Consider the following 16,483-nt stretch of genomic DNA (forward strand, 5'->3'; position numbering starts at 1 on the left):
GATGGCACTAGGTGTCATCAACCCTGAAAGGACAGCCATGCGGGTTTTCGTCACCGGGGCCAGCGGGCACGTCGGCTCGGCCCTCGTTCCCGAACTCCTCTCCGCCGGGCACGAGGTGGTCGGCCTCGCCCGGTCGGAGGCCTCCGCCGCGGCGCTCGCCGAACGCGGGGCGCGGGTGCGGCGCGGCGATCTCGACGACCTCGACGGCCTGCGCGAGGCGGCCGCCGAAGCGGACGGCGTCGTGCACCTGGCGTTCAAGCACGACCTGATGGCCAGCGGCGAGTTCGCCGGCGCGGTCGAAGCGGACCTCGCCGCGCTGAAGGCGTTCGGCGAAGCTCTCGCCGGCACCGGCAAGCCGCTGGTCTCGACCTCCGGCACCTTGATGCTCGCCGGGCTGGGCCGCACCGGGACCGAGGACGACCGTCTTCCCGGCGGCTCGCGCGTCGACGCGGAAAACTACGTGCTCGGGCTTGCCGAAGACGGCGTCCGCTCGTCAGTCGTGCGGCTGCCGCCGTCGGTGCACAGTTCGCTCGACAAGCACGGATTCGTCCCGACCATGATCCGCTTCGCTCGCGCGGCCGGGGTTTCGCCGTACGTCGGCGACGGGGCCAACCGCTGGTCCGCCGGACACACGCTCGACGCGGCCCGGCTCTACCGGCTGGCCTTGGAGAGCGCTCCGGCCGGAAGCCTGCTGCACGCGGTCGGCGACGAAGCCGTCTCGCTCCGGCAGATCGCCGAGACGATCGGCGCGCGGCTCGGGGTCCCGGCGAAGTCCATCCCGCCGGAGGAAGCCGCGGCGCACTTCGCGTTCCTGGCCCCGATGGTGCAGGCCGACGCTCCGACGTCCGCCGCGCGCACCCGTGAACTCCTCGGCTGGCAGCCGGAACACCCTGGCCTGCTTGAAGACCTGGCGGAAGAGCACTACTTCGCTACGGCGTGAACCTCGCCGGATCGAACAGCGAGATCGGATGCCGCGTCGTCCCGTCGACGATCAGCTCGGCGAGGATTTCCCCGACCACCGGCACGAATTTGAAGCCGTGCCCGGAAAACCCGCACGCCACCACCACTCGCGGATGCTTCGGGTGCGGCGCGATCACGAAGTGCTCGTCCGGCGTGTTGGTGTAGAGGCAGGTCGCCACGCGGCGGAAGGTCGCTGGGAGCGTCGGCATCCGGGAGCCGACGACGTCCGCGACCGCGCGTACCTCGTCGTCGTGGATCCGCCGGTCGATCGTGTCGGCGGTGCACGGCGTGCCGCCGAGGTGCACGGCGACTTTGACGCCTTGCGAGGTGTGCGCGGGAAATCCGTAGAACTGGCCGCCTTCCGCGGTTTCCCAGACGTAGACGGGATGATCGACGAACGGCCGCACGTCCTCCGGTTCGAACCAGTACTGGACCTGACGGCGCACCTCGAAATCGACGCCTAGGTCCGCGAGCAGCACCGGTGCCCACGCTCCCGGGCACAGCACGAGCCGCTCGGCCGTGTAGTAACTCGAAGCGGTGCCGACGCGCACCCCGGTTTCCGTGCTGGTCCAGGTGAAAACCTGCTCCTCGTGGTGCAGTTCGGCACCGTGGCGGGCGGCGAGCTGCAGGTGTGCGGCGACGCTTCCTTCGGGCGACACGAAACCGGCGCCCGGCTCCCACAGCGCCACCTCGTCCTCGGCCGGGGTGATGGTGGGGAACCGGCGCCGGATCTCGGCCGCGTCCAGGATTTCGTGCGGGATGTCGAACTTCTCCGCGGAAAGCGTGCTGCCCGCGATCGTGCGCGACTCCGGCGGTCCGCCCATCACCGCACCGCAGCGGGTGAACAGCGAGCGGCCGGAGTCGCGTTCGAGTTCGTCCCACATCTCGTGGGCGCGCAGCAGCAGAGGCACGTAATCCGGACCTTCGAGGTATGCCTGCCGCGTGATCCGCGAACCGCCGTGGCTCGAACCGAGGTTGTGCACCGGCGCGAACTGGTCGATCCCGAGCACCTTCTGGCCCCGTCGCGCCAGCCGGTAGGCAGCCGCGCTGCCCATTCCGCCGAGCCCGACCACGATCACGTCGTAATGCGTCATTCACCGCTCCTCAACGGCTCCGCGGCCACCTTCGCCGCGAGCCGTTTCCCGAAGTGCTCGATGTCCACTGGCGTCCGCGGCCGGGCGTCCTCCACGGGAAGCCAGGCGTAGGCCAGGTTTTTGTCGATGGTGTAGCCGTAAGCGCCGCTCGTGACGTATCCCGCCGGGCGGCCGTCGACGTACACCGGTTCCCGGCCGCGCATTACGGAATGCGCGTCGTCGACCACCAAGCACGCCAGTTTCCGGCGCACCGTCGAGGGAGAACGGTGCAGAAGCGTGTCCCGGCCGAGGAAGTAGCCCTTGTCCATCCGCACCGCGAACCCGAGGCCGGCCTCGTACGGATCGTGCTCGGTGGTCACGTCCACGCCGCAGTTCCGGTGCCCCTCCTCCATCCGGAGGCTGCGCAGCGCGTCCTCGCCGGCCGCGACGATCCCGTACGGCCGGCCAGCCGCCCAGACCGCGTCCCACAGCGCCCGGCCGAGCTCCGCGCCGGTGTGCAGCTCCCAGCCGGGTTCGCCCACGTCAGACCCGCGCAGCACGGTCACCGGCACGTCGCCGACGTACGTCCGCCAGACCCGGGAGTCCGATGTGGACAGTTCGGGCAGCACGTGCTCGGTGAGCGGTCCCCACAGGCCGAGGCAGCAGGTGCCGCCGGTGGTTTCGCGCAGCTGGACCGAGCCGTCGCCGGGAAGGTGACGGCGCAGCCAGGCCACGTCCCGGTGATGGCGCGCGGCGACGTGGAACTGCTCCACGCCGAGCCGGGCGACGGTGAGGTCGCTGCGGACGCCGCCGTCTTCGCCGAGCAGCAACGTATTGGTGACGGAGCCGGGCGGACGGTCGAGCTGGTTCGTGGTCATCGTCTGCAGGAACGGCAGCGCGCCGCGGCCGGTGATCTCCAGCCGTCGCCGCGGGGTCAGGTCGAACAACGCCACCCCGCTCCGAGCCGCGATCGCTTCCGCGCGCCCGCCAGCGGAGTACCGCTGAGGCCGCGCCCAGCCGTCTTCCTCGCGAAACTCCGCGCCCAGCGCGACTTCGCGTTCGTAGCAGGGCGAGGTGCGCAGCAGTTCCGTCGCCGCGCGCTGGTGACCCGCCGCCGCCAGACTCCGCTCCCGAACGCGGCCAGGCGCGAGCTGCAGCCGATCGAACCGGGCGAGGTCGACGGAGTGCAGGTCGAGATGCGCTTGCCCCTCGATGAGCCAGCGCGTCAGCTCTCGCGCGACCCCGGCGGACCAAGCACAGGTCAGCGCTTCGGCGACCCAGAACCCGTCGAGATCCGGATGTTCGCCCAGCAGGGGCAACCCGTCCGGCGTACCCGGGACGAGTTGCCGGGCTCCCTCCTCGACCTTCGCGTCGGCGAGCGCGGGCACCAACCCGAGTGCGGCCGTCCACGACTCCTCGAAGCCCGCCGGGGCGAACGCGGCGTCGGCTTCGACCGGACCCAGCGCGCTGATGCCCAGCCGGTCGACGTGCTCGCGCAGCGACAAGCCGCCCGCGCGCAGGATCGGTTTGTCCGCCTCGGTGAAGTGATCGTTGTCCCCGGCGAGCTGCGCCAGCGGCGTGGTGCGTGCGTGGTCGACGGCGATCGGCACCACTGGCACCGGGAGATCGACCAGCCGGCCGAACTGCGGCGCGCGCACTCCGGCACACGAGATGACGACGTCGGCGCGGAACCGATCGGTCGCCGTCGCCACCGCGGTCACCCGGCCCGCCGTGCGCACGATCTCGGCAATCTCTTGCCCGGTAAGGAATTTCGCGCCTCGCTCCTTGGCCCGGCGGGCCTGTGCGAGAGCCGCGCGGACCGGTTTGACCAGCCCGTCGCCGGGCAGGTGCAGGCCGCCGGACACCTTCGCGGAGTCGAGCAGCGGATGCAGCTGGGCGCATTCGCCCGGTTCGCGCAGATAGCCCCGCACGCCGGACGACGTCGCCCAGCCAAGCCGTTGCCGCAGCTGGGAAAGCTGCTCCGGCGTGGTCGCGAGTTCCAGGCTTCCGACCGGCTGGAAGCACCAGCCGCCGTCGACGGTCAGCCCGCTGTATTTCTCCGCGGTGTATTTGGCGAACTCGGACGCCGTGCGGTCGGCGTGCGTGCGGAAAAGCAGCCCCGGCCCGGCGGAAACGAGCGCCGGTTCCGGTTCGAGGACGGTGACGTCGGTCCAGCCCCGTTCGGTCAGCTCGTCGGCGACCGCGCAGCCGAGGAGCCCGCCGCCGAGCACAACCACCCGCGGTCGCACTGCCATCGCGAGGTACCTCCTGCCTGCCGGCCGTCGCGCGGACGGCCCGGCTCGGGACGAGACAGGCATGCCGGAACGCCCCCGCCGGGGATCGGAAGCGTTGCGGATGGAGATCGATGTTCCGTCTGCTGCAACTCACAAATTGCGGGATCGCGGGCGCGCTGTCAAGGGAGCGGGCCTCAGGCGGAAAAGTAGCCAAGCTGAGCGGAAAGTTCCCGGGCCGCCTCGGTCATCGGCGCGACGATCTGCCGGATCCGCTGTTTCGACAGCCGGTAGGACGGACCGGACGCGCTCATCGCCGCGACCACCTCGCCGCCGGGGCCGCGCACCGGCACCGCGACCGCGTGCATGCCCAGTTCCAGCTCCTCGAACGAGGCCGCGTAACCGTCCTCGGCGACGCGGTCCAGCTCGGCCGCCAGCTCGTCGCGGTCGACCGTGGTGCGCGGCGTGTACTGCTCCAGTTCGTGCGCGAGCATCCGCTTGCGCTCGGCCTCGTCCATCGCGGCCAGCAGCACCTTGCCGCTGGAGGTGGCGTGCAGCGGCGTGCGCTGTCCGGTCCAGTTCTGCGTGGTGATCGCGGCCGACCCGCGGGCCTGGCTGATGTTGATCGCGACGCCGTCGTCGGCGATCGCGATGTTGACCGTCTCGCCCAGCTCCTCGGCGAGCGTCTGGCAGGTCTGCCTGCCGAGCTTCGCCAGGTCCATCCGGCCGGTCGCGGCGCCGGCCAGCCGGACCACGCCGAAGCCGATCGCGTACTTGCCGCGTTCGCCCAGCTGCTCGACCAGCCCGTGCGCCTCCAGCACGCTCAGCAGCCGGGACGCGGTCGACTTGTGCACGCCCAGCTCTCCGGCGATCTCGGTGATGCCGGTTTCGCCGTTGCGGGCCAGCAGCTCCAGGACCGTGATCGCCCGGTCGACGGACTGCACCGCGCTTCCCGTTGCGTTTCCCGAGTCCTGGTTCCGCATAGCGCAACAGTAACCGTTCGGCTGCGATCTGTTCGGCTGAGCGGGCGAATCCGGCCGCCGCCGGACGCCGGAGGGGTCCGGATGGCCCAACCGGGCCGGTGATCTTGATCTTTCCGGTGGTCAAACGCGCGGGTCGTGCGCACGGGTGCGGGCGGTAGTGCGAACATGTGGTCATGAAGGCACGTGTCTTGGTGGTCGACGACGACCCGGCGTTGGCGGAGATGCTCACCATCGTGCTCCGCGGCGAGGGGTTCGACACCGCGGTGGTCGCGGACGGTTCGCGGGCGCTGCCCGCGCTGCGGGAGCTGAAACCGGACCTGGTCCTGCTCGACCTCATGCTGCCCGGCATGAACGGCATCGACGTGTGCAAGGCGATTCGCGCCGAGTCCGGCGTGCCCATCGTCATGCTCACCGCGAAGAGCGACACCGTGGACATCGTGCTCGGGCTCGAGTCCGGTGCCGACGATTACGTGGTCAAGCCGTTCAAGCCGAAGGAACTCGTCGCCCGTGTGCGCGCCCGGATGCGCCGCACCGAGGCCGAGCCCGCCGAATCGCTCACCATCGGCGATCTCGCGATCGACGTTCCCGGACACGAGGTCACCCGCGACGGCAAGGCGATCCCGCTGACGCCGCTCGAATTCGACCTCCTCGTGGCGCTGGCCCGCAAGCCGCGCCAGGTGTTCACCCGCGAGGTGCTGCTCGAACAGGTGTGGGGCTACCGGCACGCGGCCGACACCCGGCTGGTGAACGTGCACGTCCAGCGCCTGCGCTCGAAGGTGGAGAAGGACCCGGAGCACCCCGAGGTGGTGCTGACGGTGCGCGGAGTCGGGTACAAGGCCGGCCCGCCGTGAGCGTGCGATGACCGGTTTCGCGGGGCGGCTGCGCGCCGCCGTCCGCGCCGCGGCCCGGCTTTCCGGCCGGATCGTGGTTTTCGCCCGCCGCCGCGCGGTGGCGTTCAACGAGCTGTGGAAGCACTCGCTGCAGTTCCGCGTCACGATCTCGACGCTGGCGCTGTCCTCGGCCGTGGTGTTCGTGCTGGGCATGGTCCTGCAGAACCAGATCACCGAACGGCTGCTGGACACCAAACGCCGGGCCGCGATCGAGCAGACCCAGGCGCTGGCCGACACCGCCGCGCGGGAGCTGGTCGGCGTCGGGGGCGAGTCCGCCGAAGCGCTGCACACGCGGCTGCAGAACGCGCTCAAGAAGATCTCGACCACGTCCTCGTCGCGCGCGGGTTCCACCGCGGGCACCTTCGAACCGGTGCTGGCCAGCGTCGGGCGCGGTCAGTCGGACGCCGACCCGGTGTTCGTCGGGCCCTTCGCCGCGGTGCCGGAACGGCTGCGCCAGTTCGTCGAGGCCGACCATCTCGCGCGGCTCGAGCACACCGTTGACGAGAACGGGGTACGGACCACTTACCTGATCGTCGGCACCCCGCTGGCGACCGCGGCCAGTCCGCTGCAGCTCTATTTGCTGTTCCCGCTCACCAGCGAGCAGACGACCGTGTCGACGGTGCAGAACACGCTGTTCGTCGCCGGGATCGTGCTGCTGCTGTTGCTCGCCGGCATCACGAACCTGGTGGTCCGGCAGGTGGTGCGGCCGGTCCGGCAAGCCGTCGCGGCGGCCGAGCAGTTCGCCGGCGGCGACCTCGACCAGCGGCTCGCCGTCGTGGGCGAGGACGACCTCGCCAAACTCGCGGTGTCCTACAACGGCATGGCGGCCAGCATCCAGAACCAGATCCGCCAGCTCGAGGAATTCGGCGGCCTGCAGCGCCGGTTCACCTCCGACGTGTCGCACGAGCTGCGCACCCCGCTGACCACCGTGCGGATGGCCGCCGACGTGCTGCACGCGTCCCGCGAGCAGTTCCCGCCCGGCCTCGCCCGCTCCACCGAGCTGCTGGTCGACGAGCTGGACCGGTTCGAGGCGCTGCTCGGCGACCTGCTGGAGATCAGCAGGCTCGACGCGGGGGTCGAGGAGCTTTCCGCGGAGTACATCGACGTGCGGCCGATCGCGACGCGCGCGGTCGAGCAGGTGCGGGTGCTCGCCGGAACCGCCGGCAGCGCGGTCGAACTGGTGCTGCCGGACGAGGACGCCTCCGCCGAGGTGGACGCGCGGCGGATCGAACGGATCCTGCGCAATCTGCTGGCCAACGCCGTCGACCACAGCGAGGGCAAACCGGTGGTGCTGACGGTCGCGGTGAACGAGTCCGCGGTCGCGATCACCGTCCGGGACTACGGCGTCGGCCTGCGCGCGGGGGAGGCCGAGCTGGTGTTCAACCGGTTCTGGCGCGCCGACCCGTCGCGCAACCGGCGCACCGGCGGCACCGGGCTCGGCCTCGCGATCAGCCAGGAGGACGCGCGGCTGCACGGCGGCGTGCTCGACGCGTGGGGCGAGCCGGGGCACGGCGCGTGCTTCCGCCTCGTGGTGCCGCGGCGGCAAGGCGTGCCGATCGCGGACAGCCCGCTGGTGCTGCCGCCGCCCGACGCGGTTTCGGAAATCACGCTGTCGCCGTCGTCGGTCGCCGAACTGCACCCCGCGCCGGAGGCGATCCTGGCCGATCCGGCCCCGGACCGGGAGGAGGTCGGTCAGTGAGGCGAGTGCTCGTCCTTCTCGCCTGCGCACTGGTGCTCGTGAGCTGCGCGAACGTACCGCAGGAATCGCTGCCGGTCGTGGTGTCCGTCGAAAAGGCTCCGCAGCAGGCCAACAACGCGCCGGAGCCGCCGGCCAACGCCGAACCGCTCGACATCGTGCGGCTGTTCATCAAGGCCAACGCCGATCCGCGGTCGGGAAACGCGGCCTCGCGGGCGTTCCTCGACGAGAAACAACGCGGCGCGTGGCGGCCGAACCGCTCGTTCACGATCATCGACAAGACCTTCAGCACGGTCTACGACACCGCGGCCAGCACTGGCGCCACCACCACGCCCACTCCCTCCTCGGCCGCGCCGGACCCGAACGTCCGCACCGTCACCGTGCGCGGTTCGGTGCTCGGCACGCTGAGCGCGGACTCGGCGTTCATTCCCGGCAGCGGCCCGGCCGAGCAGACCTTCCAGGTGCACAAGCAGGCCGACGGGCAGTGGCGGATCTCCAGCCCGCCCCCGCCGGTGCTGCTGGTGACCGACGACGAGTTCGAGGGCAACTACAACCCGGTCTCGGTGAGCTTCTACTCCGCCGACTCCGGCTCCTTCGCGCCGGACCTGCGCTACGTCCCGGCGAAACCGCAGTCCGGCATGCCGGGGCGGGTGATGGACCTGATCCTGCAGGGACCGTCGGCCGGACTCACCGGCGCGGTGAAAAACCTGTTCGGCGACGGGGTGTCGCTCGAGAACAACGTGAAGAACAACGACGACGGCTCGCTGACCGTGCAGCTGAGCGGGCTCACCGGGGTCGGCCCGGACACGCGGTCGTTGATCGCCGCTCAGATCGTGCTGTCGATGCAGACCGTCACGTCCACCCGGATCCGGCTTCTCGCCGACGGCGCGCCGCTCGTGGCCGGCCACGAATACTGGCGCAGCAGCGATCTGCCCTCGTACAACGCTTCCTCGTCGCCGAACGGACTGATGACGGTCGGCGGCCGCGTCCGCTCGCTCAGCGACGGCGCGCCGATCGCGGGCGCGGTGGGCAACGGCGCGTACCCGGTGGTGAGCGCGGCCCAGTCGATCGACGGCAAACGCCTCGCGGTGGTCGAGCACGACGGCGACCGCGTCCGGCTGCGCATCGGCGACCTCGGCCGCGACCTGCCGACGGTCGACCTCGGCGGCGGTTCGCTGAGCCGCCCGACCTGGCGTCCGGCGCAGTCCGGGGCCGGCCCGTCGAACGAGGTGTGGACGGTCGTGGACCACTCGATCATCGCGCGGATGGTCCTCGACCCGAACGGCCACTGGCTGCGCCAGAGCGTCAACGCGAACGACCTGCTGGCCTTGGGCTCGATCGGCGTCCTGCGGCTTTCCCGCGACGGCGCCCGCGTGGCCGCGACGGTGAACGGCCAGCTGGTCGTGGCGTCGGTGGTGCGCAGCGGCGACACAGTCACCTTGCGCGAGCCGCGAGTGCTGCAGCCCGGGGTCTTGACGGACGTGCTGGACGTGGACTGGGGTTCGACGCCGGACACCCTGGTGGCCGCGACGTCCTCGCCCTCGCAGCCAGTCCAGCGGCTGTCGGTGGACGGACGGCGAATGGACGCCTACAACAGCTCGAACCTCACCGCACCGGTACGAGCCGTGGCGGCGGCCCCGAGCCAGCCGATCGTGGTCGCGGACGCCGGAGGCCTGTGGACGGCCACCGAACTGGGCGAGGTGTGGCGGCCGCAGGCGCACTCGATGCAGAACGCGGACCCGTTCTATCCGGGGTGATGCGGCGGTTGTTGGCCGGTTGCCGCGTTTGGTCGGCACAGCTTTTGGTGGCACCTGCCGAGGACCCCGTTGCCCCCTTCGCACTCATCCATCCGGGGTGATGCGGGGTTGTGGGCCGGTTGCCGCGTTCGGTCAGCACGGGGACAGTTGGCAGCTGCTGAGGACCTTTTGCCGCTCCGCGCTCATCTGTCCGGGTAATGCGGCGGTTGTGGGCTGGTTCCCGAGTCCGGTCAGCACGGGGACTGTTGGCACCTGCCGAGGACCCTTTTGCCCCTCCGCGCTCGTGTTGCGCTCGCGCGGCCCCGAAAACTGTCGGTGGTCGGGTGCACACTAAGAGTCATGGTGCTGAGACTGCTGTTGAACCTGCTCCTGCCGACCTACTGCGCAGGCTGTGAAACCCGCGGCGCGCCCGTGTGCGCCGGTTGCTCCAAGATCTGGGGGTCCCCCACTGCGGTATTTCGCGCGCCGCTGGCGACGTTGGCCCCGGCTTACGCCTTGGCGCGCTACGCGGGCGTCGCCAAACGAACCTTGATCGCATACAAGGAACGCCGCCGTCGCGATGTCGCTCCGTTTTTGGGCCGAGCGCTGGCGGCCGGACTGCTGGCGTTGCCTTCCGGCGGTCCGCGCGCCAGTCCGTGGTGCCTCGTCCCAGCCCCGAGCCGACGAACCGCTTCGCGCGTCCGCGGCGGCCCGCACGTCCAGCGAATCGCTCGGGAAGCCGCCCGGCTGACGGGGGCTTACGTCACTCCTGCCCTGGTGCTGAAGGGCGGACAAGACGCGGTCGGCCTGAGCCGGGCGGAACGCGTGGCCAACCTGGAAGGCCGATTGCGCTTCGCGGAGGCTGGCCGTCCACCGCCGGGCACGAGGGTCGTGGTGGTGGACGACGTGCTCACCACAGGCGTCACGTCCGCCGCATGCGTAACGGCGTTGAAAAACGCGGGCGTGCCGGTGGTGGCGGTACTCGCCCTGCTGGCGACAGTCTGAGAGGAAGTCCGTCCCAAGTCCGAAACCTGAACGCCGATGGGCCCGGTTGACTCCGCGGAACCGCCGCGGTCCGGGCCCGGTGGGTTCGTCCGGGGTCCCGGGCAGGCCTGGGCTGGTTCGCTGCGGTTCTGTCTCGAGCCGGGTCGGTGGCTTTGGCTGGGTGCAGGGCCGGGGCGCTGTGCGAGTTTGCGCGCTGGGGTCCGGGGCTCGGCTGGTCCTGGGCTGGTTCGCGGTGGGGTTCCGTCGCGGGCCGGGTCTGGTGGCTTTATCTGGTACTGGGCCGGTTCGCTGCTCGGTTCCCTCGCGGGCCAGGTCCGATGGCTTTGTCCGGGTCCTGCGCGTCCCCGGGCCGGTGCGCGAGCCGGCGTGCCGAGTCTGGGTCGCCGCTGGGCCCGGGCGATCCTGGGCCGGTTCGCTGCGCGGGTTCCCTCGCGGGCCAGCTCCAGCAACCGCGTCCCAAACCCGAACGCGCCCTGCCCCCAGCCCGCGAATCCGCCGCGTCCCAAGAAACCGCGCCCGCAAGCGCAGTCCCGAAACCGGAATCCGGTTCCCCGGAAACCGATCGTCCACTCCGCAACCCCGCTGAATCAGAACGATTCCAAAAACCGTCGCCCGAAAACACCCGCCCCAATTCCCGTCAGGGAGGCAACTCTCGCTCGAACGTCCACTACCGCCAGGTGTCACCTACACGAGTGATGTCAAGAGGGAACCTCTCACCGTCGTCGCCCGTTGTCCGGGCATGAGGGTCAGGGCCGGAATCACCCCCGAGCCGGGGCAGTTCGCCGAGGTGGCGGCTGTGCTGGGCGGGGCGGTCACCCTCGGCGTCCGGGGTGTCGCCGGGTTGAGCCGTCCGCGTGAAACTTGGGCTCGCGCGCTCGGCCTTCCGGGCGGCGGTTCCGGGCTGCGCACGCATGATTCACTGCGCCCCGTGACGGGTTCCCGGATCGTGACATCCCCCGGCTCGGGGGCTGTTGCGGACGGCGTGATGAAGCTAACGTGCTCCGCTATCAGCAAAACCCGCAGGCAGGGAGGTGTGCAGCCCATGTCCCTGGCACCGGCGGCCCGCTGAGTCCGCGTTCGCGCTTCCGCCACGAGACGTCGTGATCCGGTCGCCGAATTCTTTTCAGTCCGCCGAACCCGTGCAGCAGCCGCTGCAGCACCGGTGCCGTGAGAACACAACAGCTCGCAGTTTCCTCAGCGAGGGAGGTCGTGTATGGACATCGTCGTTAAGGGCCGCAACGTGGAGGTGCCCGAGCATTACCGGGCGCTTGTCAGCGAAAAGCTGGCCCGCCTTGAGCGCTACGACAAGAAGGTCATCCGCTACGACGTGGAGCTCTTCCACGAGCCCAACCGCAGGCAGGCCAAGAGCTGCCAGCGCGTCGAGATCACCGGGAAGGGCCGCGGTCCGGCTGTTCGCGCCGAAGCGAGCGCAGCCGACTTCTACGCAGCGCTCGACTCCGCCGTCACCAAGCTGGAAAACCGGCTTCGGCGGACACACGACCGCAGGCGCGTGCATTACGGGCGCAGCCGTCCGGAGTCGGTCGCCGAGGCGACCTCGATGGCCGGCGGATCCGATGCGGTCGCCGGGCCCGCGATGGGCACGGCCGTCCTGGACGCACCCGACGCGACCGAATCCATGGCGGACGGTTTCGCGGCGACGAGTGCGGGCGACATTCCCCGGCAGGGGCGCTGGGAAGACGAGGACCTGGGCCATCAGCCCGGCCGCGTCGTCCGCGAGAAGCAACATGCCGCGGACCCCATGACGGTGGACCAGGCTCTCTACGAGATGGAGCTGGTCGGCCACGACTTCTACCTGTTCAACGACTCCGAGGCCGGCCGGCCGAGTGTCGTCTACCGGCGAAAGGGCTTCGACTACGGCGTGATCCGGCTGGGCTGACCCCTCCCGGAACAACCTCACCGGCGGCCCGCACGCGAAGGCGTGCGGGCCGTCCGCGTGCCCGGAGCGCGACTCGCGGCACGACCTTCGTCGGGACCTGTGCAAACCTCTCGTGACCTTCTGCGACGACGTGCGTGCGCGGACCAGCCCGCGTTCCCTACGATGGGGAGACGGCGGCGGCGCACACGGGCGCCAGCCGTGGCGATTTACTGCCCGGGAACGGCCTGGGCGCGATCATGATCAGCTAGTGAGGTCGACCGGATGGTGCTGAACCGCCTGCTCCGCGCGGGCGAGGGCAAGATGGTGAAGCGGCTGCGCAACATCGCCGATCACATCAACACCCTCGAAGACGACGTGAAGGACCTGTCGGACGCCGAACTGCGGGCCAAGACCGACGAGTTCCGCGAGCGGTACGGCAAGGGCGAATCCCTGGACGAGCTCCTGCCGGAGGCGTTCTCCGTCGCCAGGGAAGCCGCGCACCGGGTGCTCGGCCAGCGGCCGTACGACGTCCAGCTGATGGGCGGCGCCGCGCTGCACCTCGGCCAGGTCGCCGAGATGAAGACCGGCGAGGGCAAGACGCTCACCTGCGTCCTCGCGGCCTACCTGAACGCCATCCCCGGGGACGGCGTGCACGTCGTCACCACCAACGACTACCTCGCCAAGCGCGACGCCGAGTGGATGGGCCGCATCCACCGCTTCCTCGGTCTCGAGGTCGGCGTCATCATCGCCGAGCAGGACCCGCAGGAGCGCCGCAAGCAGTACAACGCCGACGTCACCTACGGCACGAACAACGAGTTCGGCTTCGACTACCTGCGCGACAACATGACCTGGTCGCTCGACGAGTGCGTGCAGCGCGGGCACAACTTCGCGATCGTCGACGAGGTCGACTCGATCCTCATCGACGAGGCGCGCACCCCGCTGATCATCTCCGGCCCGGCGGACCAGTCGTCGCGGTGGTACGTCGAGTTCGCCCGGCTCGCGCCGCTGATGCAGGGCATCGACACCACCACCATGGGCACGCGCGAGCGGGTCGAGAAGGCCAACCTGATCAACTCGAAGTACCACTACGAGGTCGACGTCCGCAAGCGCACCGTCGCGGTCACCGAGAAGGGCGTCCGGTTCGTCGAGGACCAGCTCGGCATCGAGAACCTCTACGAGGCGGCGAACACCCCGCTGGTCGGCTACTTGAACAACGCGCTGAAGGTCAAGGAGCTCTACCACAAGGACAAGGACTACATCGTCCGCGACGGCGAGGTCATGATCGTCGACGAGTTCACCGGGCGCATCCTCGTCGGCCGCCGGTACAACGAGGGCATGCACCAGGCGATCGAGGCCAAGGAAGGCGTCGAGATCAAGGCGGAGAACCAGACGCTCGCCACGATCACGCTGCAGAACTACTTCCGGCTCTACAAGAAGCTGTCCGGCATGACCGGTACCGCCGAGACCGAGGCCGCCGAGTTCCACCAGACCTACAAGCTGGGCGTGGTGCCGATCCCGACGAACCGGCCGATGATCCGCGAGGACCGCGCCGACCTGATCTACAAGAACGAGCAGGCCAAGTTCGAGGCCGTCGCCGAGGACATCGCCGAGCGGCACGAAAAGGGCCAGCCGGTGCTGGTCGGCACCACCAGCGTGGAGAAGTCCGAGCACCTGTCGAAGCTGCTGCTCAAGCTGGGCGTGCCGCACGAGGTGCTGAACGCGAAGTACCACAACAAGGAAGCGCTGATCGTCGCGCGCGCCGGCCGGAAGGGCGCGGTCACCGTCGCCACGAACATGGCGGGCCGCGGCACCGACATCGTGCTCGGCGGCAACCCGGACATCATCGCCGACGAGGTGCTGCGCGAGCGCGGCCTCGACCCGGTGGAGAACTCCGAGGAGTACGAGGCCGCGTGGCCGAAGGTGCTCGAGGAGATCAAGGAAGAGGCGCGCGCCGAAGCCGAAGAGGTCCGCGCGGCGGGCGGGCTGTACGTGCTCGGCACCGAGCGGCACGAGTCGCGGCGCATCGACAACCAGCTGCGCGGTCGTTCCGGCCGGCAGGGCGACCCCGGCGAATCGCGGTTCTACCTGTCGCTGGGCGACGACCTGATGCGCCGGTTCAACGCGGTGCTGGTCGAGCGCATCATGACCACCATGCGGCTGCCGGACGACGTGCCGATCGAGCACAAGATGGTCTCCAAGGCGATCAAGAGCGCGCAGACCCAGGTCGAGCAGCTCAACATGGAGACCCGCAAGAACGTCCTCAAGTACGACGAGGTCATGAACGAGCAGCGCAAGGTGATCTACGCCGAGCGCCACCGCGTGCTCGAGGGCGAGGACCTGCGCGAGCAGATCGAGCACATGATCATCGACGTGGTGAAGGCGTACGTCGCGGGCGCGACCTCCCAGGGCTACGCCGAGGACTGGGACCACGAGCAGCTGTGGACCGCGCTGAAGACGCTGTACCCGGTGAGCCTCGACTGGGACGACCTGATCGAGGACGGCGACCTCGACGCGGAATCGCTCAGCCAGGCGCTGGTCGACGACGCGCTCGCGGCGTACGCCAAGCGCGAGGCCGAGATCGACGAGCTGGTCGGCGAGGAAGGCTCGATGCGCCGCCTCGAGCGCCAGGTCATGCTGACCGTGCTGGACCGCAAGTGGCGCGAGCACCTCTACGAGATGGACTATCTCAAGGAGGGCATCGGCATGCGGGCGCTCGCGCAGCGCGACCCGCTGATCGAGTACCAGCGCGAGGGCTTCGACATGTTCCGCGCGATGCTCGACTCGCTGAAGGAGGAGGCCGTCGGCTTCCTGTTCAACCTGCAGGTCGAGCGCGCCGAGCCGGAACCCGTGCAGCAGCCGGAACCGTCGGCGCTGCCGGGCGGGGTCACCTCCGCGACCGCCGCGGCGGCCGGTGCCTTCGGGGCCAAGAGCGAGGCCGAGGGCAAGCACGCCCGCCCGGCCCCGCCGCAGCCCCCGGCCACCGACTCCGATTCGGTCCCGTCCGCCTTGCGCGGCAAGGGACTCGGCGGCGGTGTCCAATCCGGACTGACGATGTCCGGCCCCTCCGAGGGCGGCGGCGTCGAGTCCCATTCGGACAGTGCGAACGACTCGGACTCGGGAGCCGCGGGCGGAACCCGTCGCGAACGGCGGGCCGCTGAGCGGGCGCAGGCGAAGAAGGGCAAGAAGGGACCGCGTCGCTGACGCGTCCCCTGACTCGTCCACTGTGGACGGTCGAACCTGAGAACGGCAGCACGAACCCTCGTGCTGCCGTTCTTTTTGTGCGTCCACACTGGATCCGGCGAGATGTCCTAAGGTTTAGGACACACGTCCCGATCAGGCTACGGAGGGCCGTCCGGCCTGCGCACTCTCGGCTCGCGGCGCGAGCACGTGAAACCGCGTGCACACCCACCCCGTCCGAGTGCGCTCGAACCGGGCCGCCAACGCCAGCACGCGAGCCCCGGAATGGATGATCGTGCTGGTCTCCAACGCGGTTTCGGCCGGACGGCAAACCCGCAGCTCCCCGGCGACGTGGTGGCGGATGCCCGGCATCAATCCCTGACTGTTGAGCCGGGAGAACAACGCCTCGTCCACGAGCGGCCGGATCTGTCCCGGAGCGCGCCGTCCGGCGAGGACTTCGAGGATGGCGTTGAGCCGCTGACTGAGCCGCTGCGCGGTAGGAGGATCGGTAAGCCGCAGCAGCCGATGCCCAGCAGGCGGCAGGTCGTACGGCGAGGGCCACGCGCTGCGCCGGTGCACACGTCGGCCCCTGACCCCCGGAACGGCAGACAACGGCCGGAGGCTGTGGTTCGTCATTGAGTTCCCTCCCCGAAACATGGACGTCCACCCGCGAATTAGTGCCTCCATCCGGAGGGTGACGGGACGGTGAGCGCCTGATCCGGCGAAAAGGGCAGAACGGAACGGACGGGAACTGGCGGATGCGCTAATGGGGCCTTCACCGCAGCGGCTGCGGGCGCTCTTGACCGCGGTGAAGACGCCGACGCTTGCGGGCGAAAAGCCCTTGGCGGCTAGGTGC

At 70.1% G+C, this 16,483-nt stretch carries 11 protein-coding genes; 7 read left to right on the forward strand and 4 right to left on the reverse strand.

Going from position 1 to position 16,483, the window contains the following annotated elements; translation table 11 throughout:
• Positions 1 to 37: 37 nt before the first annotated feature.
• The gene (locus tag F9C11_RS13565) at positions 38 to 940 is read left to right on the forward strand and encodes an SDR family oxidoreductase (RefSeq protein WP_409185215.1); all 903 of its coding nucleotides are present in this window, start codon (positions 38 to 40) and stop codon (positions 938 to 940) included.
• Here the strand turns inward: F9C11_RS13565 and solA are convergent.
• The 3 genes from solA to F9C11_RS13580 form a co-directional block, all read right to left on the reverse strand.
• Complete coding sequence (gene solA / locus F9C11_RS13570; RefSeq protein ID WP_409185216.1) at positions 930 to 2,054, reverse strand: N-methyl-L-tryptophan oxidase; 1,125 nt, start codon at positions 2,052 to 2,054, stop codon at positions 930 to 932. The two genes, F9C11_RS13565 and solA, sit on opposite strands and share 11 nt — an antisense overlap.
• A complete protein-coding gene (locus F9C11_RS13575; RefSeq protein WP_409185217.1) occupies positions 2,051 to 4,288 on the reverse strand; it encodes an FAD-dependent oxidoreductase in 2,238 nt (745 codons plus the stop codon). Before F9C11_RS13575 ends, solA begins: the two co-directional genes overlap by 4 nt.
• Before the next feature lie 173 nt (positions 4,289 to 4,461).
• On the reverse strand, positions 4,462 to 5,247 hold the full coding sequence (locus tag F9C11_RS13580) for an IclR family transcriptional regulator (protein WP_409185218.1): 786 nt from the start codon (positions 5,245 to 5,247) through the stop codon (positions 4,462 to 4,464).
• A gap of 173 nt (positions 5,248 to 5,420) precedes the next feature.
• Here F9C11_RS13580 and mtrA point away from each other — a divergent pair, with 173 nt between their 5' ends.
• The 6 genes from mtrA (at position 5,421) to secA (ending at position 15,651) form a co-directional block, all read left to right on the forward strand.
• Positions 5,421 to 6,098: an MtrAB system response regulator MtrA gene (gene mtrA / locus F9C11_RS13585; protein ID WP_037355684.1), complete on the forward strand. Its 678-nt coding sequence runs from the start codon at positions 5,421 to 5,423 to the stop codon at positions 6,096 to 6,098.
• 7 nt (positions 6,099 to 6,105) lie between these two features.
• Entirely contained in the window at positions 6,106 to 7,836 is a 1,731-nt protein-coding gene (gene mtrB, locus F9C11_RS13590; RefSeq protein WP_409185219.1) for an MtrAB system histidine kinase MtrB, read from the forward strand.
• Positions 7,833 to 9,590, forward strand: a complete 1,758-nt coding sequence (locus F9C11_RS13595) for an LpqB family beta-propeller domain-containing protein (protein ID WP_409185220.1) — start codon at positions 7,833 to 7,835, stop codon at positions 9,588 to 9,590. The genes mtrB and F9C11_RS13595 overlap by 4 nt, the downstream gene beginning before the upstream one ends.
• A gap of 339 nt (positions 9,591 to 9,929) precedes the next feature.
• Positions 9,930 to 10,574, forward strand: coding sequence for a ComF family protein (locus F9C11_RS13600; protein ID WP_409185221.1), 645 nt, complete (start codon positions 9,930 to 9,932; stop codon positions 10,572 to 10,574).
• 1,213 nt (positions 10,575 to 11,787) lie between these two features.
• Positions 11,788 to 12,471 carry a ribosome hibernation-promoting factor, HPF/YfiA family gene (hpf, locus tag F9C11_RS13605; RefSeq protein ID WP_409185222.1) on the forward strand — a complete coding sequence of 228 codons (684 nt, stop codon included), beginning with the start codon at positions 11,788 to 11,790 and terminating at the stop codon, positions 12,469 to 12,471.
• Between the two features lie 261 nt (positions 12,472 to 12,732).
• Complete coding sequence (gene secA, locus F9C11_RS13610) at positions 12,733 to 15,651, forward strand: preprotein translocase subunit SecA (RefSeq protein ID WP_409185223.1); 2,919 nt, start codon at positions 12,733 to 12,735, stop codon at positions 15,649 to 15,651.
• A gap of 132 nt (positions 15,652 to 15,783) precedes the next feature.
• Here secA and F9C11_RS13615 read toward each other — a convergent pair whose 3' ends face one another.
• Positions 15,784 to 16,206: an Rv3235 family protein gene (locus F9C11_RS13615; RefSeq protein WP_409185224.1), complete on the reverse strand. Its 423-nt coding sequence runs from the start codon at positions 16,204 to 16,206 to the stop codon at positions 15,784 to 15,786.
• Positions 16,207 to 16,483: the final 277 nt, after the last annotated feature.

The organism is Amycolatopsis sp. VS8301801F10 (assembly GCF_046195355.1).
In the GTDB taxonomy this organism is placed as follows: domain Bacteria; phylum Actinomycetota; class Actinomycetes; order Mycobacteriales; family Pseudonocardiaceae; genus Amycolatopsis.